At 71.3% G+C, this 23,904-nt stretch carries 16 protein-coding genes and 2 tRNA genes; 8 read left to right on the forward strand and 10 right to left on the reverse strand.

Annotated elements, in window-relative coordinates; translation table 11 throughout:
- Positions 1-157: 157 nt before the first annotated feature.
- Positions 158-1,147 carry a TIGR03557 family F420-dependent LLM class oxidoreductase gene (locus CK206_RS05480; protein ID WP_096905811.1) on the reverse strand — a complete coding sequence of 330 codons (990 nt, stop codon included), beginning with the start codon at positions 1,145-1,147 and terminating at the stop codon, positions 158-160.
- A 131-nt stretch (positions 1,148-1,278) separates the two neighbouring features.
- On the opposite strand from CK206_RS05480, the gene CK206_RS05485 reads away from it, so the two are divergent.
- Positions 1,279-1,956, forward strand: coding sequence for an HAD family hydrolase (locus tag CK206_RS05485; RefSeq protein ID WP_096907301.1), 678 nt, complete (start codon positions 1,279-1,281; stop codon positions 1,954-1,956).
- Positions 1,957-1,974: 18 nt separating this feature from the next.
- Here the strand turns inward: CK206_RS05485 and CK206_RS05490 are convergent, their stop codons facing one another.
- Complete coding sequence (locus tag CK206_RS05490) at positions 1,975-3,306, reverse strand: MFS transporter (protein WP_254050675.1); 1,332 nt, start codon at positions 3,304-3,306, stop codon at positions 1,975-1,977.
- Between the two features lie 195 nt (positions 3,307-3,501).
- On the opposite strand from CK206_RS05490, the gene cmrA reads away from it, so the two are divergent.
- From cmrA to CK206_RS05505, 3 genes are all read left to right on the forward strand, one after another.
- The gene (cmrA, locus tag CK206_RS05495) at positions 3,502-4,320 is read left to right on the forward strand and encodes a mycolate reductase (RefSeq protein WP_096905812.1); all 819 of its coding nucleotides are present in this window, start codon (positions 3,502-3,504) and stop codon (positions 4,318-4,320) included.
- A gap of 45 nt (positions 4,321-4,365) precedes the next feature.
- Positions 4,366-5,034, forward strand: a complete 669-nt coding sequence (orn, locus tag CK206_RS05500; protein WP_096905813.1) for an oligoribonuclease — start codon at positions 4,366-4,368, stop codon at positions 5,032-5,034.
- 98 nt (positions 5,035-5,132) lie between these two features.
- Positions 5,133-5,205 (forward strand) — tRNA-His (locus CK206_RS05505).
- A gap of 121 nt (positions 5,206-5,326) precedes the next feature.
- Here CK206_RS05505 and CK206_RS05510 read toward each other — a convergent pair.
- Together CK206_RS05510 and CK206_RS05515 are read right to left on the reverse strand one after the other, a co-directional pair.
- Positions 5,327-6,184 carry a hypothetical protein gene (locus CK206_RS05510; RefSeq protein WP_254050489.1) on the reverse strand — a complete coding sequence of 286 codons (858 nt, stop codon included), beginning with the start codon at positions 6,182-6,184 and terminating at the stop codon, positions 5,327-5,329.
- 73 nt (positions 6,185-6,257) lie between these two features.
- Positions 6,258-7,247, reverse strand: coding sequence for a DUF2804 domain-containing protein (locus tag CK206_RS05515; RefSeq protein ID WP_096905814.1), 990 nt, complete (start codon positions 7,245-7,247; stop codon positions 6,258-6,260).
- Between the two features lie 126 nt (positions 7,248-7,373).
- On the opposite strand from CK206_RS05515, the gene CK206_RS05520 reads away from it, so the two are divergent.
- On the forward strand, positions 7,374-8,621 hold the full coding sequence (locus CK206_RS05520; protein WP_096905815.1) for a cation:proton antiporter: 1,248 nt from the start codon (positions 7,374-7,376) through the stop codon (positions 8,619-8,621).
- Between the two features lie 88 nt (positions 8,622-8,709).
- On the opposite strand, the gene CK206_RS05525 is transcribed toward CK206_RS05520, so the two are convergent.
- Positions 8,710-8,922, reverse strand: a complete 213-nt coding sequence (locus tag CK206_RS05525; RefSeq protein ID WP_096905816.1) for a hypothetical protein — start codon at positions 8,920-8,922, stop codon at positions 8,710-8,712.
- A gap of 4 nt (positions 8,923-8,926) precedes the next feature.
- Positions 8,927-10,159, reverse strand: a complete 1,233-nt coding sequence (locus CK206_RS05530) for an Ig-like domain-containing protein (protein ID WP_254050490.1) — start codon at positions 10,157-10,159, stop codon at positions 8,927-8,929.
- Between the two features lie 201 nt (positions 10,160-10,360).
- Between CK206_RS05530 and CK206_RS05535 the strand changes: the two genes are divergently transcribed.
- A tRNA-Lys gene (locus CK206_RS05535) sits at positions 10,361-10,433 on the forward strand.
- 266 nt (positions 10,434-10,699) lie between these two features.
- Here CK206_RS05535 and CK206_RS05540 read toward each other — a convergent pair.
- Positions 10,700-10,975 (reverse strand): DUF3618 domain-containing protein, encoded by a 276-nt coding sequence (locus CK206_RS05540; RefSeq protein ID WP_067719851.1) that lies wholly within the window; start codon positions 10,973-10,975, stop codon positions 10,700-10,702.
- Positions 10,976-11,126: 151 nt separating this feature from the next.
- Here CK206_RS05540 and CK206_RS05545 point away from each other — a divergent pair, with 151 nt between their 5' ends.
- A complete protein-coding gene (locus CK206_RS05545) occupies positions 11,127-11,633 on the forward strand; it encodes a peroxiredoxin (protein ID WP_083249479.1) in 507 nt (168 codons plus the stop codon).
- A gap of 7 nt (positions 11,634-11,640) precedes the next feature.
- Positions 11,641-12,423, forward strand: a complete 783-nt coding sequence (locus tag CK206_RS05550; RefSeq protein ID WP_069388534.1) for a TetR/AcrR family transcriptional regulator — start codon at positions 11,641-11,643, stop codon at positions 12,421-12,423.
- A gap of 36 nt (positions 12,424-12,459) precedes the next feature.
- Here the strand turns inward: CK206_RS05550 and CK206_RS05555 are convergent, their stop codons facing one another.
- The 3 genes from CK206_RS05555 to CK206_RS05565 form a co-directional block, all read right to left on the reverse strand.
- Positions 12,460-13,392: a type IV toxin-antitoxin system AbiEi family antitoxin domain-containing protein gene (locus CK206_RS05555; protein ID WP_096905817.1), complete on the reverse strand. Its 933-nt coding sequence runs from the start codon at positions 13,390-13,392 to the stop codon at positions 12,460-12,462.
- 491 nt (positions 13,393-13,883) lie between these two features.
- A complete protein-coding gene (locus CK206_RS05560) occupies positions 13,884-14,339 on the reverse strand; it encodes a holo-ACP synthase (protein WP_096905818.1) in 456 nt (151 codons plus the stop codon).
- Between the two features lie 24 nt (positions 14,340-14,363).
- On the reverse strand, positions 14,364-23,804 hold the full coding sequence (locus CK206_RS05565; RefSeq protein ID WP_096905819.1) for a type I polyketide synthase: 9,441 nt from the start codon (positions 23,802-23,804) through the stop codon (positions 14,364-14,366).
- Positions 23,805-23,904 lie beyond the last annotated feature (100 nt).

Consider the following 23,904-nt stretch of genomic DNA (forward strand, 5'->3'; position numbering starts at 1 on the left):
CGAGTCCGTCTCGTCGGGGGCCGAGCTAACCGGCAGCGATCTGGGCAGTTCCGCCATGCAGGGCCGCGCCGAGCACTGACCGCGGGACGTCGCGAAGGGCCCGGCCGACCGAGGCACTCGCCCCGGCCGGCCGGACAGCCACTGCGTGGCCCCGCGATCAGCCCGCGGCCTCCCGCAGCCGCGCCAGCAGCGGCTCGGCCGCCTCCTCAAGGAACCGGTCGAGGGTGGAGTCGCCGATCTGGATCAGCGCGATGTCGGTGTACCCGGCCTCCCAGTAGGGCCGCACCTTCTCGACGATCGCGTCGAGGTCGGGCCCGCACGCCAGCTGCTCCCCCACGTCCTCGGGGCGGATGAACTGGGTGGCGGCGGCGAACCCGGCCGTGGTCGGCAGGTCGGAGTTCATGGCCCACCCGCCGGCGAACCACCGGAACTGGTCGTGGGCGCGCTCGACAGCGGCGGACTCCGAGTCGGGGTCCCAGCTGATGGGGATCTGCGCGATCGCGCGGGCACCGTCGCCGATCCGGGTCTGGCCCTCGAGGCCGTTCCACTTCTCGATGTAGCTGCTCTCGGGCTCGGTGGCGATGAGGTGGTCGCCCAGCGGTCCGAGGTGCGCGAGGGCCTTCTCGCCGCCGGCGGCCACGCCGATCGGCACGCGCTTGTCGGGTAGATCCCACAGTCGGGCGGAGTCCACGCGGAAGTGCTCGCCCGAGTAGGTGACGAGGCCGCCGTCGAACAGTTCTCGGATGATCTCCAGCGCCTCGACGGTCATCTCGTGGCGCTCGTCGACCGACGGCCAGCGCTGCCCGACGACGTGCTCGTTGAGGTTCTCCCCCGCGCCGATGCCGAGCATGAACCGGCCGTCGGACATGATCTGCATCGTCGCGGCCTTCTGCGCCACCACGGCCGGGTGGTAGCGCAGGATCGGGCAGGTGACGTAGGTGCACAGGTCGACCCGTTCGGTGACGTGCGCGACCGCCCCGAGCACGCTCCACACGTACGGCGCGTGCCCCTGCGATCTGAGCCAGGGGAAGTAGTGGTCCGAGGCCACCTCGAAGTCGAACCCCGCCTGCTCGGCCTTGGCCGCGTAGCGCACGAGTTCCTTGGGGCCGGACTGTTCGGTCATGAGGGTGTATCCGAATCGGGTCATGCCTATCGATCGTGCGCGCGGCCGGTCCGCGATGCCACCGGTCCCCGCGTCGGATCGACGCCGCCACACGTGCCCGACGCCACACCAGCAAGCGGTTGCCGGCCGGCGCGGGGCGCGGCACCGTCGAACACATGACTACCCAGCGCGCTCTCCTCCTCGACGTCGACGGCACCCTCGTGGATTCGACCTACGTGCATGTCTGGACCTGGGTCCGCGCTCTCGCCGAGGCCGGTGCGCCGGTGCCGTTCGTGGACGTCCACCGTCGGATCGGCAAGGACGGTTCGACGATCGTGGAGGAGCTGCTCGATATCGCGGGGATCGACGACGACGAGGAGCGCGAGAGCATCGCGGGCCGGGCCAAGGACCTGCACGGTGAGTACTACGCCGAACAGGCCGAGTCGCTGCGGGTGCTCCCCGGTGCCCGCGACCTCGTGCGCGGCGCCAAGCAGCAGGGGTGGATCACTGTGCTGGCCACGTCCGCGCCGCCGTCGGAGTTCGCCGAGGCCCGCGAGTTGCTCGACATCGACGACTACGTGGACGCCGTGACGACCGGTGAGGACGTCGACCGGGCCAAGCCCGATCCCACGATCGTCGAGATCGCCCTGGAGCGCTCCGGTGTCGACGCCGCGGATGCCGTCATGGTCGGCGACGCGACCTGGGACGCGATCGCGGCGACCAAGCTGGGCATACGTTCGGTCGCGGTGCGCACGGGCGGCATCGGCGACTCGGAGTTCCGCGCCGCCGGGTTCTCGGAGATCGTCGACGACGCCGCCGCGGTGCTGGACCTGCTGAACGCCGGCCGGCTCTGACCGCACTCCCCGGACCTTTCAGCCTGCGGGCTCCGCGTCCTCCCAGGTGCTCTCCGCCTCGGCGCGGCTCGGGGTGCGCACCGGCAGCAGCAGGAGCAGCCCCACCAGCAGCACCAGCCCTATCCCGGCGATGCCCGCGCGGTCGGCGGAGAAGGCCCACGTGAACAGCCCGAACATCGCCGGCGCGAGGAACGAGACCGCACGGCCGGTGGTGGCGTAGAGGCCGAACATCTGGCCGTCGCCGCCCGGCGGGGCCAGCCGCGCCAGGAATGACCGGGACGCGGACTGCGCGGGCCCCACGAACAGGCACATCAGCAGCCCGAAGATCCAGAACATGCCCGTGCCGTCCACGACCAGCAGGACGGTCATGGTCGCGATCATCGCCACCAGCGACCCGATGATCACCGCCTTGGGGCCCACCGTGTCGTCGATCAGTCCCGCGACAGCCGCCCCCAGCGCCGCGACGACGTTGGCCGCGACGCCGAAGATCAGGACGTCCCCCGGGGCGAGTCCGTAGACCGTCACGGCCAGGATCGCCCCGAAGGTGAACACCCCCGCCAGCCCGTCCCGGAAGATCGCGCTCGCGAGGAGGAACCTCACCGTCCGCGGATCCCGCCGCCAGAGAGCCTTGAGGTCGCGCCAGAGGATGCGATACGACTCGAGGAAGCCGGGCTCGTCGTCGTCGCTGTCGAGGGCGTCGTCGTCGCTCCTCCCCGCCCCCGGGCGGTGCTCGGGCACCGACCGCAGCACCGGCAGCGCGAACAGGGCGAACCACACGGCGGCGACGAGGCAGACCAGCCGCACGTTGAGGCCACCGTCGGTGGTGATGCCGAACACCCCGCGCACGGGGCCGTCACCGTAGATGAAGCCGACGAACGCCGCGAGCAGCAGGAAGATCCCGCCGAAGTACCCCATCGCCCACCCGAACCCGGACACGCGGCCGACGGTGGACGGCGTGGAGACCTGGCGCAGCATCGCGAAGTAGGCGACCTCGGCGAACTCGAACGTGATCGACCCGACCGCCAGCAGCACCAGGCCGACGAAGAACCACGGGTAGGGCGCGTCGGAATCGACGAGGAACATCAGCGCAGTGAGCAGCACCGTCGCGTAGGTCCAGAGGCCCAGCGCGCGGCGGCGCCGGCCCCCGCGGTCGGCGCGTTGGCCCATCACCGGCGCGGTGAGGGCGATGACCAGCCCGGCCACGGCGATGGAGATCGACAGCCACGTGGCGGCCGAGAACGGCCCGTCGAGGTCCGCACCCACCGAGTCGGTCAGGTAGACGGAGAACACGAAGGTGACGATCACCGCGTTGAACGCCGCCGACCCCCAGTCCCACGTCCCCCAGGCCAGGACCTGCCCGCGGGCGACGCCACGGCGCGATGGTGACGACGACGAGGTGGTCGATGACGGGGGCGGTGTTCCGATGCTGCTCACGCCGATCAGGCTAGGACCTCCACCACGCTCCGGAGGGCGGCACGCGGGTAAGGTCAGCGCTGCCACACCCGCCGTACGCGGGCGAGCCGAGTGGAAGACCCGAGGAGCCCTATGTCCCTGCCCACGCCCACCGCGTCGAACCGAGCAGTCGTCACCGGCGCCTCCTCGGGGATCGGCATGGCCCTGGCCACCGAACTCGCCCGGCGTGGGCACTCGCTGATCGTGGTGGCCCGACGCGAGGCCGTGTTGCAGGAGCTGGCCGCCCGGCTCGAGGGCGAGTTCGGCGTGGCCGTGGAGGTCCGCGCGTGCGACCTCGCCGACCCCGCCGCACGGCAACCGCTGCTGGACGAGCTGGCCGGGCGCGAGATCTCGGTCCTGTGCAACAACGCCGGCATCGCCACCTTCGGCCCCGTCGCCTCGCTGGACCCGCAGTACGAGAAGCACCAGGTGCAGGTCAACGCGGTGGCGTGCCACGACCTGGTCCTGGCGGTGTTGCCCGGGATGGTCGAGCGGCGCTCGGGGGCGATCCTCAACGTCGGCTCCGCGGCCGGCAACATGCCGATCCCCAACAACGCCACCTACGCCGCGTCCAAGGCCTTCCTCAACACCTTCTCCGAGTCGTTGCGGGGTGAGCTCAAGGGCTCCGGCGTCACCGTCACGCTGCTGGCACCCGGCCCGGTGCGCACCGAGGAGATCGCCGAGGAGGAGAAGACCTTCGTCGACCGCCTCGTCCCCGACCGGCTCTGGGTGGACACCGAGTACACCGCCCGCGTCTCACTGGACGCGCTCGCCCGCAACAAGATGCGCATCGTCCCCGGCCCGCTGAGCCAGGCGATGTCCGTGGCCGGGAACTACACCCCGCGCGGCATCATGGCGCCGATCGTCGGAAAGTTCTACGCCAAGCTCGGCGAGGGGCAGCAGGAGGGCTGATCGTCCCGCGCGGGGCCCGCGAGCCTGCGGCGATATAGTCGAGTGATGCCAGAGCCGACCTCCGCCGAGACTCCTGCCCCCACGTCCTCGCCGACTCCCCACCAGGAGTCCAAGAACGACCGCATCGTCTGGATCGACTGCGAGATGACCGGCCTCGACATTAAGTCCGACGCGCTCGTGGAGATCGCCGCGCTGGTGACCGACTCCGAGCTCAACGTTCTCGGCGACGGGATCGACATCGTCATCCACGCCCCCGACGCCGAGCTCGACGCGATGGTGCCGGTCGTACGCGACATGCACGCCTCCTCCGGCCTGACCGAGGAGATCCGCGAGTCCACGGTGACGGTCGCCGAGGCCGAGGAGCAGGTCCTCGCCTACATCCGCGAGTGGGTCCCGGTGGCGGGGTCCGCTCCCCTGGCGGGCAACTCGATCGGCACAGACCGCGGGTTCCTCGCCCGGGACATGCCCGAGCTCAACTCGTACCTGCACTACCGGATGATCGACGTCAGCTCCATCAAGGAACTGTGCCGCCGCTGGTACCCCCGCATCTACTTCGGCCAGCCGGAGAAGGGCATGTCGCACCGGGCCCTGGCGGACATCAAGGAATCCATCCGCGAGCTCGCGTACTACCGGGCCACCGCGTTCGTCCCCCAGCCCGGCCCGACCAGCGACGAGGTCAAGCAGGCCGCCGCCGACCTGCCCGCGGTCGACTGACGCCCGTCCGGGTCGCGGCTACTGACCCCACCTGCGGATTTCTCGGCGACGGGCCCCACGGGGTAAAGTCGTCAGCGCTGTCCGCGAGGACGGCGGTGGTGGCTGTAGTTCAGCTGGTAGAGCACCAGATTGTGATTCTGGATGTCGCGGGTTCGAGCCCCGTCAGCCACCCCGACTGAATGGCGGGTGACGCGCACTTCGTGCGCGTCACCCGCCATTCGCCTTTCGCCGCAAGAGATGAAGGAGCCGCCCCCACCTAGCTTGGCGGGGGCGGCTTCTCGTCATTTCGAACCTAGTTGCCGCCCAGGGCGCCGTCTTCGAAGAGAGACGATCCGCAGAGGCGATCACCCTCAAGGCCCATCCCCTGCCGCCACGCCATATCTGAGCAGTTCCCCTCCAAGTACCGGCTCTCGGCTGCGCCTGGCTGATTGGCGCAGTAATCGGTGCTCTGAATCGTCCCGTCCGACATCCGGGACGGCCCAGGAGTACCGAAGAGGCATTCAACGACGTACGGTTCGGCAGCAGCAGCCGGGGATGACTGAGCAGGTGCTGCTGCTGGAGGTACAGGCGCTGCCGGCGGATCAGGGGTCAATGACGCCGACTGTATGTCAATCTCAGCAAGGTCGAGGACGAAGACTTCAGCGATCGGGTCGCCCTGCGGTGTCGGGGTGTTTATCAGGATCTCCGATTCAGGGTTGACGTCGTCGTGGAGCCACCGCACCCCACGGAACTTGTTACCACTCTGTACGTCCCGCGCATCCAACTCCTCAATGTCCCCACAGGTAGTCGACACCGTCCGATCCCGCGTGATGTACCCGTCCGGATCCCGTTCGCGAATGGTCCCCGTGTTCAACACTTCCCTCGTTCCGTCTCCGGTCACGACTTCCACGTCTACTTCGAGGGCGATATTGGTGTTCGGGTAATCGCCGCACTGTGCGGGAAGGTAGACGCGCTCAATCGTGACGTCCGCGGTGTAGTTCGGACCGTTGATGGTGAACGGCTCACCTAGCGCGATCGAGGTCTCGGTGGGCTCAACTGGAGCGGTGGTGATCACCTCTGTGGTCTGCGTGGCTTCGGGCTCGGCACTCGGGCTGGAACATCCAGCAAGGGCAAGAAGTGCCACGGCGGCAATAGCGAGGATCGAGCGCATGAGCAGCCTTACGTCGAGGAAATCTATTCGTACCACGCTGAAACGCCGATCACATCAGGACCAAAGCAGAGCGTTACCAGCGGTTGCGGGACTGCTCCGCCCAGCCGACCAGCCCGTCGAGCGAGACCTGCGACCCGTCGTCCAGCACCCCGGTGCCGCTCCAGACGCCGAAGGCCTGGTGCGTCTTCACCGCCAGCACACCGAGCTCGGTGATGTCGCGGCGCAGATGGAACGGCGTGAGCGTCGCGTCGAGGCGCTCGCCCCGCACCCGCCAGGCCCCCGCCGGATCCGTGAGGTCGTAGCTCCACCGCAGGTCCTCGCCGAGCTTGTGCATCCGGCCGTCCACCAGGATCCCGTTCTCGGTGGACCCGGTGCCGTCCGTCCACTTCCCACCGACCTGGATCGCGCGTGTCGAGCCGTCCACCACCCCGCTGCCGGCGCCCCAGTTCCAGGTGGTGGCGTAGCGCCAGCGGCCACGCCCGCGGTCCAGGACCGCCCACCCATTGCCGAGGTCGTGCGTCGTGCCGTCCAGGGTCACCGTGCCGGTGACGGGATTGGCGAGATCCTTGAGCGTGTACTGGAACCGGCGCTCACTCCACGGCACCACCACCGCGAGACTGTCATGGCCCGCGCGCTCGACCTCCAGGCTCACCTGCAGTCCCCGCGCCTGCACACGGATGGAGGTGCGGCCCTCGTCGTCGTCGTCGACCTCGATCCCCACGCGCCCCGCACCCACGCCGGCCGACGCGTGGAGGGTCCCGTCACCGGGGTCGTCGCCGAAGCGGGGCCGGTGCAGGGGCCGGATCCCGCTGCGGGTCGTCGCCACGCCCGTCCGGCGGTCCAGGACGTAGACCGCGCAGTTGGCCAGGTAGTCCAGACCCGCCACCGTCAGCCCCACCACGAAACGGTCCGTGACGATCCCCCAGTACTCCCAGCGCTTGGTGCGGCCCCAGCCGGCGATCCGCGTGCGGTGCACGGGCGACCGGGACCAGCCCACCGCCTCCGGGTTGAGCCGGTGGCCGCGGGCCAGGTCGACGGGCCGGGTGATCTCGCGCTCGGTCATGGGATCACTCTTGCAGGTGCCCGCCCCGCGGCGGGCGGAGGGCGGCGACGGGCGAGGGGCACGGATGCGCAAGCGCCCGGGCTCTCCTATGGTGCGGGGTGATCCGACTGACCCGGGGAGGAACCGTTGTCCACGCTCGATGTGTTGCTGGCGATCGTCGGGGCGCTCGGGGTGGTGATCGTGGCGTTCTCCGCACGACTACGCCAGTGGCCCGTGACGGAGCCACTGCTCGCGCTCGCCGCCGGGATCGTCCTGGGGCCGGCAGTCCTCGGGGTGCTCGACGTGCCCGACATCGTCGCCGAACATGCGACCCTCCACCACGGCGCGGAGATCCTCCTGGCCATCTCGGTGATGGGCGTGGCCCTGCGGTACCCCTTCTCGGCGATCAGGACCCACTGGCGTCGACTCGCGTTGCTGCTGGTGCTCGTCCTGCCCGGGATGGCGCTCGTCTCCACCGGGCTGGCGATGTGGGTGCTCGGCATCCCCTTCGCACTCGCACTGCTGTTCGGAACCGCCATCTGCCCCACCGACCCCGTCCTCGCGTCGAGCGTCGTCACCGGAGAGGAGGCCGAGGAGGACCTGCCGGAGCACGACCGCCAACTACTGTCGCTCGAATCGGGCGCGAACGACGGACTCGCCCTCCCCCTCGTCCTGGTCGCCCTGGCGGTCGCCACCCCGCTCACCGCCGGGCAGGCGGCTGGTGAGGCCGCCTGGCAGATCGCGGGCGCCCTCGTCGTAGGGATCATCGCGGGCGTGGCGGCCGCCAAAGCGCTGCACTTCTCGGAGCGACACCACGACACCGAGACCGGGCCGATTCTGCTGTACACACTCCTCCTGGCGCTGCTCGTCCTGGGAGTATCGGGCATCATCGGGGTCAACGGCATCTTCGGCGCGTTCGTCGCCGGACTCGCGTTCAACGTCACCAGCTCCGGCAGTGAACGCCGGACCGAGGTCGAGATCGACGAGGCCGTCAACCAGTTCGCGGTGATCCCCTTCTTCGTCGCCCTCGGCGCGATGATCCCGTGGGTCGAGTGGGGCCGGCTCGGATGGGGCGCGGTGTGGCTCACGGCCGCGGTGCTGCTGCTGCGCCGGCCGCCACTGATCCTCGCCGTGATGAAGCCGCTGGGGCTGAAGCCTCGGGGCGCCGCCTACCTCGGCTGGTTCGGGCCCGTCGGCGTCGCGGCGGTCTTCTACCTGACGGAGGAGGCCTCCCGCGCGGGTGCGGACCCGGTACTGCTCGGTGCGGGCACGCTGATCGTCGTGGCCAGTACCGTCGCGCACGGCCTCACCGCCGCACCCGGACGCGCGCTGTACCGGGCTGCCGCAGAGCGCGATCCGAGGTCGCCCACCTCGTCGTCGTCGTCGTCGTCCTGAAGTCGTCCTGAACCCCGCCACGGGGTTCTCACCACTGCCCTCGCGGTTCTCACCTCTGCCCTCGGGGCCCGCCGGTCACCCGGGGGTTCTACTCGAGGTCCCGACTGTCGCCGGTCCCCGCGTCGAGCTCGTCACCACCGGGGCCGCGCGACTCGCGATGGGCGGCCTCCACCGCCCAGATCATGACACCGACCGACGGGCCCAGGGCCACGCCCAGCCCGATATTGTCCAGCGCGGCCCCGAACGCCACGCCGATCCCCATCCCGATGCCGATACACAGGCCCAGCCGGGAGGAATCCATCGGCTCAGGCCGCGCCCTGATCGGCGTTACCGGCCTTCCAGGTCTCCCACGGGACGTTCCAGTCGCCCAGGCCGTCCCAGCCCGGCAGCGTGTCGCCCACCGTGCCGGTGACCTCGAAGACGTCGCCGCGCTTGGCGTTGTCGTAGAACCACTTCGCGTCCGCCGTGGTGACGTTGAGGCAGCCGTGGCTCGTGTTCTGGCTTCCCTGCGCCCAGACCGACCACGGCGCGGCGTGGACGAAGATGCCGCTGTAGGACATCCGGGTCGCGTACTGCACCGGGGTGCGATACCCCTCGGCCGAGTCCACGGCCACGCCGTACGTCGACGAGTCCATGATCATCGAGGCGTGCTTCTCACCGATCACGTAGACCCCGTTGGGGGTCGGGGTGGCGGCCTTGCCCATCGAGGTGGGCATGGTCTTGACGACCTCGCCGTTGCGCTCGATGACGATCTGCTTGGTGGAGTCGTCCACCCGGGAGATCACGGCGTCGCCGATCTCGAAGCTGCTCTGGGCGTCCTGCTGGCCGTACATCCCGCCACCGAGGTCCTGGCCGTAGATGTCGACGCGGACGTCGATCTTGGTGCCGGGCGCCCAGTACTCGGCCGGACGCCAGCGGACCTCCTGGTCGGAGACCCAGTAGAACGCACCCTCGACCGCGGGCTCGGTCGTGATGTGGATGTTGTCCTGGGCCGCCCGACGGTCCGCGATCGGCTCGTCGAACATCACCGCGACCGGCTGCCCGATACCCACGACGGATCCCTCACCCGTGGTCAGGTAGGCCGCCGTCATGATGGTGGGCGTCAGCGTGGTGAAGCTGGCGTTTTTCCGGGTGACCAGGCCGGCCTCGTCCGTGGCGGTCGACTCCAGCGTGTACTGGCGGCCGTAGCCGAGCTCCTCGGTGGTGCGCCACTCGGTGAGCTCGGGGTTGAACTCACCCCCGACCTCGAGACCCTCGGGATTGCGCATCACGACCGAGTCGAACCGGCCGTCCCTGGCGGTGAGCACGATGGGCTCGACCGGGTTGGCGTCGGTGGAACCCTCCGCCACCGACAGGTCGATCACGGCAGAGGGCTCCGCAGGAGCCTCCGCGACCTGCGTGTCCTGCGGACCGCCGTCGCCGATGGTGCAGCCCGTGAGCAGGAGCGTCCCCGTGAACACCACGGCCAGTCCGAGGCGGGCCTTCGACCGGATTCCGGTCGCTCGCCGCCCCGTCCGATCCGTTGTGCTCACGTTCACTGATGCCCCTTCCGACGTGCGCTTCCCCCCGGACGCAGCCGCGGCCGAGAAGATGTCCCCTCCAGTATGCCTGGTCACATCGCCGCACTCCATATCGAAACACCAGGGCAGGCAGTGTCCACAACCCCGATTCACCCCTCGTGAACAGGCGATTTCGTGAACCGACTCGGCTGCTGTTACTGTTTCTCTCGCACCAAGCAAGCGCCATTAGCTCAATTGGCAGAGCAGCTGACTCTTAATCAGCGGGTTCGGGGTTCGAGTCCCTGATGGCGCACAACAGAGAAAGCCCCGGGTCCACGACCCGGGGTTTTTTCGTGCGCCGGGCCGCCTGAGGCGCGCCGGATCGCCTCGCCAGAGCGGGACTCGACTGGTGCCCGGTCGGACGGGGCGATGCGGGTGGCCGAACGGAAACGACGAGAGCGTCCCGCACACGCCCCCGGTGACGGGGGTGGGCGGAACGCTCTCGGGAGTCGGGCGGGGATGCCCCTGCCGGGCAGGGTCCCGGGCGGGGCTCCGGACGCCCGGGGGAGGCCAGTCGCCTCAGAGGGCGCGACGGGCCGCCAGGTAGGCCTCGATGCGCTGACGCTCCTTGCGCTTGTTGACCATTGACACGGTGATCCCGCCGACGACCAGCGTCGCGATACCCCCGAGCACCGCCAGGACGCGCGGGTCCTTGAGTGCCGCGGTGGCGCGCTCCTTGCCCTCGGACGCGAGGTTCTTCGGATTCACCCGGTCGATGATCTCGTCCAAGGTCGTCGCGAGATCGTCACGCGCCTTGGCGATGTCGCCTTCGATGCTGTCGTAACTCCTGGACACGAGACCTCCGTCGATCGCTCGTCCGCGGGGCGCCCCGCGGGTTCTTGACCCCGCCCACGCTACTGCACCCGGCGTGGATCCGCGCCCGTGCACCGAAGCATCGGATAGGTTGGGATGGTCCGCCGCCCCGACCCGACCCCCAGGAGCACCGGTGACCGCACCACGGCTCGAGGTGGGCCAGACGGCCCCCGCCTTCACCCTCCCCGACGCCGACGGCACACCCACGTCGCTCCGGGAGCTCCTCGACGAGCACGGGAAGGTCCTCGTGTACGCCTACCCGGCCGCGATGACACCGGGCTGCACCACTGAGACCGTGGACTTCGAGAACGCGCTGCAACAGTTGAACGACGCCGGCCTCGGCGTGGTCGGCGTCTCCCCCGACGCCCCCGAGAAGCTGGCGCGGTTCCGCGACAAGTACGGCATCACGTTCCCCCTCCTGTCGGATCCGGACAAGACGATGCTCACCGAGTGGGGAGCCTTCGGCGAGAAGAAGAACTACGGCAAAACGGTGATGGGCGTGATCCGCTCAACCTTTGTCGTCGACTCCGACGGCACCGTGTCGATGGCCCGGTACAACGTCCGCGCCAAGGGTCACGTCGCGATGGTCGCCAAGCTGCTCGAGATCGAGTTGCCCGAATCCGATCCCGCGGAGGGCTGACCCACCCATGACCACCGACCCGTCCGAACGCGCGCAGGAGCCGCCGCAGGATCCCACCGACGAGGCCGTCCAGGACGAACCGAACATCCTCGTCCCCCGCCGTCGGCCCATCCAGGAGCGCAGCCGCAAGAAGTTCCAGGCGCTACTGTCCTCGGCCCGGGAAGTGCTGGTCGAGGTGGGGTTCGACTCGTTCACGTGCGAGGAGGTCGCCTCACGTGCGGGCGTTCCGATCGGCACGCTCTACCAGTTCTTCGCCAACAAGTACGTGCTGGTGTGCGAGCTCGACCGCCAGGACGCCCACGGGGTGATCGAGGAGGTCGAGCGATTCGCCCAGAAGATCCCGGCGCTGGACTGGCCCGAACTGCTCAACGACTTCCTCGACCACCTGGCAGACCTGTGGCTGCGCGACCCCTCCCGTCGGGCGGTCTGGCTCGCGACGCAGGCCACTCCCGCCACCCGCGCGACGGCGGCGGTGAACGAGCGCGAGATCGCTCGGATGATCGCCAGCGTGCTGGCCCCACTCATGCCCGCCACCGAGCGTGAGCGCCGCGCGTTCATGGCCGAGGTGCTGGTCCACGTGGCGTACTCGATGCTCAACTTCTCGGTCAGCGCGGGCCACGTGGCCCCGGGCCACGCCAGCGCGGACCCCGGGGACGGCGGCGGGGTCTCCGGCGGCGCGAGCACCGGTTCGGCCGGTGGCGAGGACATCCACGACGCCACCGTCACCGAACTCAAGCGGATGCTCACCGCCTACCTGTGGCTGGCCGAGAAGGAAGCCCAGTCCGACTGACCCGAAACCCGCCCCCGGGTGTGGACGGCGACCAGTTCAGGCGGCTTCTGCCGCGAGCAGGACGGCCCGGATCCTCTGGACGAGTAACCAAGGTCGCTCGAAGTCGGCCCATCGCCAGTGGATCACCCGGTACCCGAGGGCAGTCAGGATCGCATCGCGGTCCTTCTCCACGCCGAGCCTGCGGCGGGTTTCCATCTCGTCGGCGCCGTCGAAGTACTTCCCGAACCCGTCACATTCTCCTACGACCCCGAGCTCCCGCCACAGGAAGTCCACCCGGCCGATGAAGCGGCCGTTGTCGTCGAAGATCTCGACCTGTGTCTCGGGCTCCGGCAGCCCGTACTCACCGAAGTAGAGGCGACTCCGCGTCTCCGCGATGCTCTCACTTCTCCGATCAGTCATCCCGATCACCGTACGAGCCCTCCTCACACCGGCCCGTCCCGAGGCGCGGTCCAGCGCCTCCCGCAAGGAGACCTCTGTGACGAGTTCCCGCTGCAGTCCGGCGTCAGCCACCGCAACGCCGGGAACCGGATCACAGCCCCGGGCGATGTCGATGATCGTCCGGTCCGCAGACGTGACGAAGATGCCTCCAACATTGACGATCTCGTCCGGGGCGATCGGGCACAGGTCATGCCTCAGGAGTCTGGTGGTCCTGGACCGCTGCGCATGTCCGTGCCGGGAGACCGCGACTCTGCGAAGTGGGAGCCCCCAATCCGGAAGCGAGTGGATCATGGCGGCCGACCAGTGAGTGAATACGGGGCCGTGCAGTGCAGCGTCCGTGGCGAGAACCGACAGCAGATGACGTGCTCCCCTCTCGAGTTCGCGGGCGCTGCCCTCCACGTAGAAACCCGGCCGCAGTCGCACGAGCTCTCCTGTCGTCACCGCCCGGGCGAGCGATTGCGTGCTGTGCCCGGCGGCGATCAACCCTTCGGCGGTCAGGATTCGGGAACGTAGTTCATCGATGCTGGTCATGCGGCGATACTCTCGCGCAACATCGCCGGGTCCGTCGGATCGCGTAGGCGGAGCCGGCCCGCTGTGGACGCGCCGGGACCTGTGGACAACATCGCGCCTCCCACCGACCTCGGCTCGAGCCGGCGAGGTCGACGAGCGAAGCGAGATGTGCCCGGCTGCGGCCCCGAGCCACGTTGAGAACCTCTCGCACCCGGTAGGTCGGACGTGCAGAGGAATCCGGTCCGTCCCGACCACCGGACCGAGGCACTCCTCAGAGTTCGATCCGCCCTCGGGGCCCCGCGTGCGTAGGAAATGCCGAGGGGCGGATCGGGTCGCGGGCCCCGCTGAGCGGCGCTTCCCGCGGGCGAATGAAATTCCGAGGGGCGGATCGGGCCTCAGGGCCGCACGACGGCGAGCCGCAGGACCGACGGTGGCCGGGCGCAGACGGTGGCCGGGCGCAGGCGGTGGCCGGGCGCAGGCGGTGGCCCGGCTCGCACTGCGGCTGGAGGCCGCTACTGCACGCCCGGGCCCTCGAGCACCACGAACGCGATCGCCGATCCACCGTCGTGGCTGAGTGAGACGTTCCAACGAGCGCCCTCGCCGATGGTCGCGGCCACCTGACGGGCCACCTCTCCCCCGAGCCGCACCGAGGGCCGACCCCAGTTGTCGCACACGGTCTCGATCTCGGACCACCGCAGCAGGTCCGGCGCAATGGGCGGGGGCGCGCCATACAGCGCCGCCGACCACGCCTTGACCACGGCCTCCTTCGCCGCCCAGCGGGCAGCGAGGTGACGCGCCAGCGGGTCCTCCCCCGATCTCGCCCCGCGGGATTCGGCGCGCTCGCGGCACTGCCTGCGCTCAGTGGCGGAGAACGCCCTGGTGAGCCGCGTGCCGGGTTCGGCTAGAGACGCGGCGAAGGCGCCGAGGTCGACGATGTCGACCCCGACGCCTCTCACCCCGGTCGTCACTGCCCGGCCGTCACTGCCCGGCCGTCACCGGCCGGCGGTCTCCGCGGCCCCGGTGCCCGCGGCCCCGGTGTCCGCGGACCCGGCAGCGGCGAGGATGCCGTCGGCGTCGAGCCGCGCGGCCGGGTCGAGCAGGACCGCGGCCTCGCGCTCCTTGACCTCGTCGGCCGACCCCTCGCCCAGGCGACGCGCCTCGGGACGGGCGTAGAGCGCCTCTCCGCCGTAGATGGCATCGGTCAGGCGACGGGCGCCGGAACGCTCGCGCTGCAGTCCGGCTTCGCGGATGCGCTCGGACTCGTCCTGCCCGTACTCCGCGGCGACCGCCCGGTGGAAGGCCTCCGGGTGGGCGACGGCGATGAGGCCCGAGACGTGGCCGAAGCCCAGCGAGGTCAGCAGACCGGCCTTGAGCGGCAGGTCACCGCCAAGCTGTAGGGTCTCTCGCAGCCACACCAGGTGGCGGTGGCGGTCCAGGACGTCGTCGACGCAGTCCAGGGCGCGGTTCGGCGGCAGCGTGCCCGACCGCAGCATCTGGGTCAGCCCGATGAGCTGGAATGCCGCGGCGCCACCCTTGGCGTGCCCGGTGAGCGACTTCTGCGACACCACGAACAGCGGGTTGCCCTCCGACCGGCCGATCGCGGCGGCGAGCCGCTCGTGCAGGTCGGACTCGTTGGGGTCGTTGGCCTTGGTCGAGGTGTCGTGCTTGCTCACCACGGCCACGTCGTCGGCGGTCAGGCCGAGCTGTGCGAGCCCGCGGGCCAGCGGCGAGCGCTGCCCACCGCGACCGGCACCCAGTGCACCCAGGCCGGGGGCCGGGATGGAGGTGTGCGCACCGTCCGCGTACGACCCGGCCCAGGCCACGACACCGGTGACCGGCAGGCCCATGCGGGCCGCGACGTCGCCGCGCGCCAGCAGGATCGTGCCGCCGCCCTGCGACTCGACGAACCCGCCGCGCCGCCGGTCGTTGGCCCGGCTGTAGTGCCGCTCGTCGATCCCCTTGGCCGCCATGGCCGCCGAGTCGGCGGTCGCGGACATGTCTGCGAAGCCCTGGATGCCCTCGGTGGACAGGTCGTCGAACCCGCCGGCCACCACGAACTCGGCCTTGCCGGCGCGGATCTTGTCGAAGCCCTCCTCGACGCTCACCGCGGTGGTGGCGCAGGCCGCCACCGGGTGGACCATCGAGCCGTAGCCGCCGACGTAGGACTGCATGACGTGCGCGGCCACGACGTTCGGCAGCGCCTCCTGCAGCGTGTCGTTGGCGCGGCTGCGGCCGAGGATGCCGTCGATGTACAGCGAGCGCATGCTCGTCATGCCGCCCATGCCGGTGCCCTGCGTGTTGGCGACGTCGGCCGGGTGGACGTGGGCCAGCAGCTCCGCCGGGGTGAAGCCCGAGGAGATGAAGGCGTCCACGGTGGCGACCAGGTTCCACGCCGCCACCCGGTCGATGCCGGAGACCATGTCGGCGGGGATGCCCCACGCCGTGGGGTCGAAGCCGGTGGGGATCTGCCCACCGACCACGCGGGTGAGCGTGGCGCGGCGCGGCACCCGGATCTCGGTGCCGGCCTTGCGGGTGACCGTCCACTCGCCGTCCTCGCTGCGGGTGACGACGGTGTTCTCGGGGTCGTCGGACTGGTAGGCGCGGGCCTGGCCCTCGTCGTCCACCACGAAGGACAGGTCCTCCGGAAGGAACACCGAGGTCAGCTGCGGCGATGTGTTATCGAACATCTCCGCGCGCGAATCGTCGGCGTAGGTGCGCACGCCCACCCGGGCGAGGACCTCGTCGTGGAAGCGATCGGCGATGTCGGCCTCGTCGATCGGGTCACCGGAGGAGGTGACGGTCCAGCCAGCGCGCGGCGAGTCCTCCCAGGTGATGAGCCCGGTCGACCAGGCCAGCTCGACCACGCCGGCGGCGGTGAGGTCGCCGGTGGTCTCCACCTCGAAGCGGGTGCGGGCGCTGCCGTAGGGGCCGACCTCGCCGGCGCCCACCATCACGACCATGTCCTCGAGCTGCTGGGTGACCTCGCCCCACTCGGGGCGCTCGTCGGCGGTGACCGTCGGCAGCGAGGGCAGCGCGGCGATGGTGCCCGCGGCGTCCTCTGTCGAGGTCTCGGTGGCGGCGGCCGGGCGGTCCGCCGCGAGGGCGGACATGTCCAGGTTTGCCGTGCCGAGTCCGCCGGTGAGGTCGACGGTGACGGGGGCGTCACCGGCCGCGGAGCGGAAGTCCGGGGTGCACCAGCGCAGCAGCTCGGCGGCCATCTCGGCCGTCGACCAGGTGGACACGCCCGCGGCCTCGACGGCCTCGACGAGCGGGTCGTTGTGGCCCATGAGGCCGGTGCCGCGGACCCAGCCGATGATCGCGTGGACGAAGGTCACGCGCTCCGACCAGGCCTTCTCCGAGCCCCACTTGGCGATCATGGCGTCCAGCGCGGCCTTGGCCTCGCCGTAGGCGCCGTCGCCGCCGAACATGCCCCGGTTGGGCGAGCCCGGCAGGACCACGTGCAGGCGGGAGTCGACGTCGGTGTCGGCGCCGATCGCACCGAGTCCGGCGACGAGCTTCTCCACGCCCCACAGCAGGACGCGCATCTCGGTCTCGGCGCGCGGGCCGGCGTCGGCCATCGAGCCCTGGACGCGGGGGGCCGCGAACGGGAACAGCAGCGTCGGGGTGAGGGCCGGCTTGAGCACGGTGGTCTGGCCACCGGCCGACTCGGCGTGCTCGGATCCGACCCACTCGACCAGCGCGTCGACGTCCGAGTAGGAGGTCAGGTTGGCCGGCAGGACCCACAGCGCCGCGCCGCCACGAGCGTTGCTGCGGTACAGGTCCTTGAAGAACGCCAGCTTGGACTGGTCCAGGTTGGAGGTGGTGGCCACCACGGTGGCCCCGCCCGCCAGGAGGCGTCCGGTGACGGCGGCGGCGATGGAGCCCTTGCCGGCGCCGGTGACGACGGCGACGTCGTTCGCGTACTCGCCGACGAACTCCTCGGAGGCGACCTCCGAGATCTCCCGGTAGGCGCTCACCAGGGCGTCGCGGCGGGCATCGGTCGCCCGGGCCGCCCACCAGCGGGCCTGCTCGGCGACGATCTCACCCGCGCCGCGGAAGGCGTCCGCCGCGTCGGCGGGCACGTCGGACCGGGTCCACAGGCGGGCCAGGTCCTCGCGGGCCGAGGCCCAGCGGTCGTCCATGAGGACGGCGCGGCCGGCGTCGAAGGCCGGGGCCACCACGCGACGCCAGTCGGCGCCGAGCTCAGCGGCCACGAGATCGGCCAGCTCGGAGTCCGGGTCGGCCTCGGCGAGCAGGTCGACGGTCTCGGGCTCGAGGTGTCCGAGGCGGGTGAGCACGCCGCGTGCGGCGCGGGCCAGGACACCGTCGGCGCCGGTGATCTCGTCGGCGAACTCGGTCAGCGCGGCGGAGTCGACGACTCCCCCGCCTCCGGCGCCGGACGACGGCATCGCGACGGCCACACCGTGCGCGGCACCGACGGCCGACACGGCGGCGTCGATGAGCGAGTCCAGGCCGGCCACGTCCTTGACGCCCGAGGCGTCGAGGGTGGCCAGGTCGCCGCCACGGATGGAGGCGCCGTCCCGGGTGCCCAGCGCGATCTCGGCGATCACGTGCTGGGCCCAGCCGGAGCCGAGCTCCCAGGGGCCGGTCACGCGCTCGGTGATGTAGGCGGCCCGCTTGCCGGTGCGGCCGAGGACCGCGCGCAGCGCCTCGCCGACCGCGTCGGACAGGACGGGGCCGAACGGGGCGTACCCGCGCGCCAGTCGTGAGACCTGGTCGGCCAGGGTCGGGAAGTCCGCCTCGGCGGCGCCGTCGATGGCGCCCAGGCTCAGCTCGGTGCCCAGGTCCAGCAGCAGCTGGTTGCGGCGCGAGGACACGCCGTCGCACAGCGTCTCGATGGAGTCGCCGGACGCGATCTGCTCGGGACGGACCTTGGTGCGCAGCGCCACCAGCATGCGGGTGGCGGCGGGCGCGCCGAACTCGAGGTCGTCCGGGCGGGGTGCACCGGGGGCTGCGGTCGCGGCCGGAGCCGCGTCTGATCGGTCCGCACCGGCCGTGCCGGGGGTGTTGACGGCCGGTGCGGGGTCTGTGGGGGCCGCCTGATCGGCGGCCGCGGTGTTGGTCGAACCAGTGGTGGTGGATCCGGTGGAGGCGGAGCCGTCGCCGGCGTCCAGCTCGTCGTCGTCGACCTCCACGCTGGGCGGCAGGGTGCCGTACAACGTCGCCGCGTCGCGCTCGACGTTGATCACCTGGGCCCGGGGGCCGCGGTGCGTGGGCAGGTCGAGGGTCTTGGAGGCGAGGTTCGCGACGGTCGGGGCGTTGGAGACACCGACCTCGATGAACTGCTCGATACCGAGTCCGCCACGCTCTACGGGCGTGAAGAACAGCTCCTGGGTCTCGATCCACCGGACCGGGCTGGCGAACTGCCAGGCCAGCAGCTCCACGAGCAGCAGGCGACCCAGTCGCGTGGGGGTGGCGGCCCACTCGTCCCAGTTCGCGAGGACCTCGGCCAGCGAGTCGGCCGGCACGAGATCGGCGATCTCCTGCACGAAGTCGCGCTCGAGGCTGAACAGGCGCGGCACGAGGTTCGGCACGTAGCGGCCCACGAGCACCGAGATGTCGATGTCGTGCGGGATCAGCTCGTCGAGGGTGGCCCGGAAGTCCGGGACGCCGCCACGCAGGACGGTGGAGTGGAACGGCACGTCGATGCCGGGCACCAGGATGAAGGCGTTCTTGCCGCCCGAGACCGCGAGCTCGCGCTCGACGGCCTTCTCCAGTGCCTTGCACCCGGCGACGGTCCCGGCGAGCGCGTACTGCGAGCCCGCCAGGTTGTAGTTGACGATCTCGATGAACTCGCCGGACTCGCGGGACACGCCGGCCACCCAGTCGGCGACCTCGTCGTCCGAGATCCCCATCTGGGACGGACGGATGGCGGCCATGCGGTAGTCCGAGCGGCCGTGGGCGTCACGCGGCACCAGCTGGTGCATGGTCGACCCGCGCTGGAAGACGATCTCCAGCAGCGGCTCCAACGCCAGCACACCGGAGATGGCGGCCAGGGCGTCGTACTCGCCGATCGAGTGACCCGCGAAGTACGCGTCCTCGATGAGCAGGCCGTCGGCCTCGAGCTCGGCGCGCTGCGCCACCGCCAGGCAGGCCATGGCGACCTGGGTGAACTGCGTCAGGTAGAGCACGCCGTCGGGATGCCGGTGGACCTCACCGCGGACGGTGACCTCGGTGGGGTTCTCGCGGACGAGCGCCAGGATCGAGAAGCCGAGCGCGGAGCGGGTGTGCTTGTCGGCGCGGTCCCAGATCTCGCGGGCGGCGGGGCAGCGGGTGCGGCCCTCCATCCCCATCCCCTTGGCCTGGATGCCCTGGCCGGGGAAGGCGTAGACGGTGCGCGGGGCCTCGGTCAGCGCGGTGGCGGCCATGACGGTGGCGCCGTCGACCGTGCACGTGACCTCGAGGACCTGGCCGCCGGCGTGGCGGCCGGTCTGCACGGCACGGACCTTGATGTGGTCGCCCGGACGGACCGGGGCGAGCATGCGGGCGGTCCAGCCGGCGATCCTCAGTGCGGGGGTCTTCCCGTCCGAGGCCTGCACCGCGTGCTGCGCGGCGGCCGAGAGCCACATGCCGTGGACGATCACGCCGCCCAGTCCGGCCAGCTCGGCCGCGGTGTCGGAGACGTGGATCGGGTTGTGGTCGCCCGAGACCAGCGCGAACGCGGTCATGTCGTGCGGCGCGGTGATCGTGGTGGACACGCGCGCCTGGCGGGAGGTCTCGGCGGGCTCCACGGCCCCACCGGACGGGGTGACGAGGGCGCCGCCGGCGGGGCGGGGGTCGCCCACCTCGGCGCGGCCCGTGCGGCCGCGGATCGCGAACCGCTCGGACAGGGTGCACAGCGGGGTGCGGGTGCCGTCGGAGTCCTCCGCGGCCACCTCGACCGACACCTCGACCACGCGGCCGAGGTCGGTGTCGCGGACACCGCCGGACCGGGCGACGACGACGAGGTCGGTCTCCTGCTGCGGCAGCGCCGCGTGCATGCGGACACCGTGGTCCAGATGGACCAGATCGAGCAGTCCCTCGACGACGGTGCCGGTGCCACTCGGGCGGCGCGTCTCGCCGAGCACGGCGAACACGGCGGGCCAGGCGGCGCCCACGAGGGCGTCCGGGACGCCGGCGGACGGCACGAGCGAGGTGGGCAGGCTGCCTGCGGTCACGCCCGTGTGGTCGACGGCGAGGGTGGGCTCGAAGGTGAAGCGCGCGGTGGCGGTGTTGCCGTCGACCTCGGGGAGCGCGTCGATCACGGAGCCACCCGCACCGCCGCGGCCGACGCCGGAGGCGGTCGCGAGCAGGGTGCGCATGGCGGCCTCGGCGGCGGCGTCGGTGACGACCGGCGCGGCGCCGGTGGCCACGTCGTCGCCGAGGGTGATGGTGATGGTCATCTCGGTCGGGCCGACGGGCAGCGTCAGGTCGACGGTCCGGCCGTCGGCGGCCGGGGTGAGCACGGCGCCGGAGACGGGATGGCGCCCGACGCCCTCGGCGTCGATCTCCCAGGCGTGGAGCACACCGAGGCGGTGGACGGGGCTGATGACGAGACGGCCGGCCCAGGTGACGTCGGGGCTGTTGAGCACGTCGGCGACGGGCCCGGAGGCGGTGGTGACGATCCCGCGGCGGCGGCTGCTCACGGCCTCGGTGGAGGGCATGTAACCGGACACGCGCTCGGCGGTGGCGGCCTCGAAGCGGTCGAGGAGGTCACCGACCGGCTCGTCGGCGCGGGTGATGCCGGCGACGGCGGTCGTGCCGGGGATGATGCACACGGCGTCGGCGTCGTAGCGCGGATCGTGGGCCTGCCACAGCGAGTCCGAGCGCCACCAGCGGCGCACGTCACCGTCGATGACGGGCACGAACGGCACGGGCTTGCCGGGCATACGGCAGATGTCGAGGAACTCGGCGGCGTCGGCCGGGTGCAGCACTGCGTCGGCGAGCCCGGGGTACCGGGCGGCGAGGGTGGCGATCACCTCGGCCGGGCGCTCCATGGACTCCTCCCGCGGGAACGCCGAGATGATCCGGCCGGTGTCGGCGGCGTCGAGGCGGGCCTCGGTGCGCTGCACCATGCGGTGGAAGCGCTCGCGAATGGTCGGGTCGAGCCACACCGAGCGGGTGTCGTCGGCCACTGCCTCGGAGGCGGTGCCGGCGGCAGGATCGGCGGCGACGGACAGCTCGACGAAGCGGCGCAGCCACTGCTCGTAGGTCATCGAGTCGAGGTCACCGAAGTACGGCTTGGCGGTGCCGTTGATCGCGGCGATGATCTCCTCGCGGCGGGCGGCGACGGCCTCGGCGTCACCGGCGACCTCGTCGAGGAGGCGCCCGGTGCGCGCGGCGGTGTTGTCGATCTCGTGGATGTCCGCACCGAGCTGGCTGCGGCCGGAGGCCATGCCGCCGTCGGCCTGGCCGGCACCGACCCAGGCGTCGACGCCCACGGTGTCGACGAGCATCTGCTTGACCTGGGGGCTGGTGGTGGCCTCGAGGGTGGCCATGGCCGCGGTGCCAACGAGGATGCCGTCGACGGGCATGGCCGGGTAGCCGTGGGCGTTGGCCCAGGACCCCGTCAGGTAGTCGGCCGCCCGCTCGGGGGTGCCGATGCCGCCGCCGACGCAGAGGACGACGTTGGGCCGCTCGCGCAGCATGGCGTAGGTGGCCAGCAGGAGGGCGTCGAGGTCCTCCCACGAGTGGTGTCCGCCGGCGCGGCCGCCCTCGACCTGCACGATCACCGGCATGTGGGGGACCTCGGCGGCGATGCGCACGACCTGGCGGATCTGGGCGACGGTGCCCGGCTTGAAGCTCACGTGCCGCAGTCCGGCCTCGGTGAGCTCCTCGATGAGGGCGACCGACTCGTCGAGCTCGGGGATGCCGGCGGTGACGATCACGCCGTCGAACGGCACGCCCGCGGCGCGGGCACGCTGGACGAGGCGCTTGCCGCCGACCTGCAGCTTCCACAGGTAGGGGTCGAGGAACAGGGAGTTGAACTGGGCGCTGCGTCCGGGCTCGAGGAGCTCGGTGAGGCGCTGGGTGTTCTCGGCGAAGATCGCCTCGGTGACCTGGCCGCCGCCGGCGAGCTCGGCCCAGTGGCCGGCGTTGGCCGCGGCCGCGACGATCGCGGGATCCACGGTGGTGGGCGTCATTCCGGCGAGAAGGATCGGCGAGCAACCGGTGAGGCGGGTGAAGGAGGTCTCCACGTGGACGCTGCCGTCGGGCAGGGTGACCAGCTGCGGCTGGAACGCGGTCCACGGCCGCTCGATCGGCGGGGTCGCACCCGGGGTGAAGAGGTTGCGCAGGCCGCCGCGGGTGGCGGCGGCGACCACGCCGACGCCCTGGCCGCGGATCACGGAGCGGTTGAGTCGGGTCAGCGCCTCGCCCGGACCCATGTCGAGGATCCACTGGGCCCCGGCGTGCAGGGTCTCGGCCATCTCCTCCACCCAGTCGACCGGCTCGGCGAAGACCTGGCGGGCGAGGTGGGCGGCGCGGTCGGCGTCCAGGCCACAGCGCTCCGCCCAGCGGGAGACGACGTCGACTGCCGGGGCCATCGCCGGGTGGTGGAACCCGACCTCGACGTCGAGCGGATCGAAGACGGGGGCGAAGATCTCGCCGCCGGTGAGCTTGGCCTCGCGACGACGACGCGACTCGGCCTCGAGGTCGGCGCAGTGGCGACGCAGCTCCTCGAGATCATCCGGTCGACCGACCACGACGTGGCGGCGCTGCGCGTTGCGGATGGAGACGGTGGGGCGGATCGTGGCGTCGACGCCGGCGAACAGCTCGTCGACCAGCGTGCGCAGGTCCTCGCCGTCGATCCCCGACACGCCCATCATGGGGCTCGCCTCTCCGCGGCGGAACAGACCGACGCGCCGTCCGACCAGGGTGGCGGCGGCGCCGATGAGCTCGGCGACGGCCAGCAGCCGGTCGTCGATGGACCCGAAGGTCTCCACCGACTCGACGGCGAGGATGCCCTGGGAGTGGCCGACCACGGCCGCCGGGGTCGTGTCATTGACGTCGAAGCCCTCGGCGGCGAGAGCGCGCAGGGCACCCATCTGCGTGAGCAGCACCGCGGGCAGCGAGACCGCGGCAGCGGAGAGGGAGGCGTCGTCGGGCAGGTCCGCGCCGTCCTCGTCCTCACCGGTGGTGGTGTTGGCCCACTCGATGGGCCGGAAACCGTGCGTGCGGACGACGGCGATCTCGTCGTGGACGGGCTCGGTCAACGCGACGGAGGCGTCGACCAGGTCCTGGAGCTCCGGGCCGATGCCCGTGCCGTCGATGAGGTCGCTCAGCGCGTCGCGCCAGGCGATGCCCTGTCCGCCGAAGGCGAGCGCATAGGCCGTGCCCTCACGGAGCTCGTCCGCGAGCGCGGGGGCGCCGCGGCGGGCGGCGAAGCCGGTCTCGCGCGGGCGGGGGGTGAGGTCGCGGTCATCGATCGTCACGTGGGGAACTCCTTGGGCACTGCGTCAGGGACATCGCGTCGACCGGCCAGCGGTTTCGGCGCAGGACACAGATTGCCACACGAACTTGAGGGGTTCCTCA

This window comes from Dietzia sp. WMMA184 (assembly GCF_002441635.1).
Lineage (GTDB): Bacteria > Actinomycetota > Actinomycetes > Mycobacteriales > Mycobacteriaceae > Dietzia > Dietzia kunjamensis.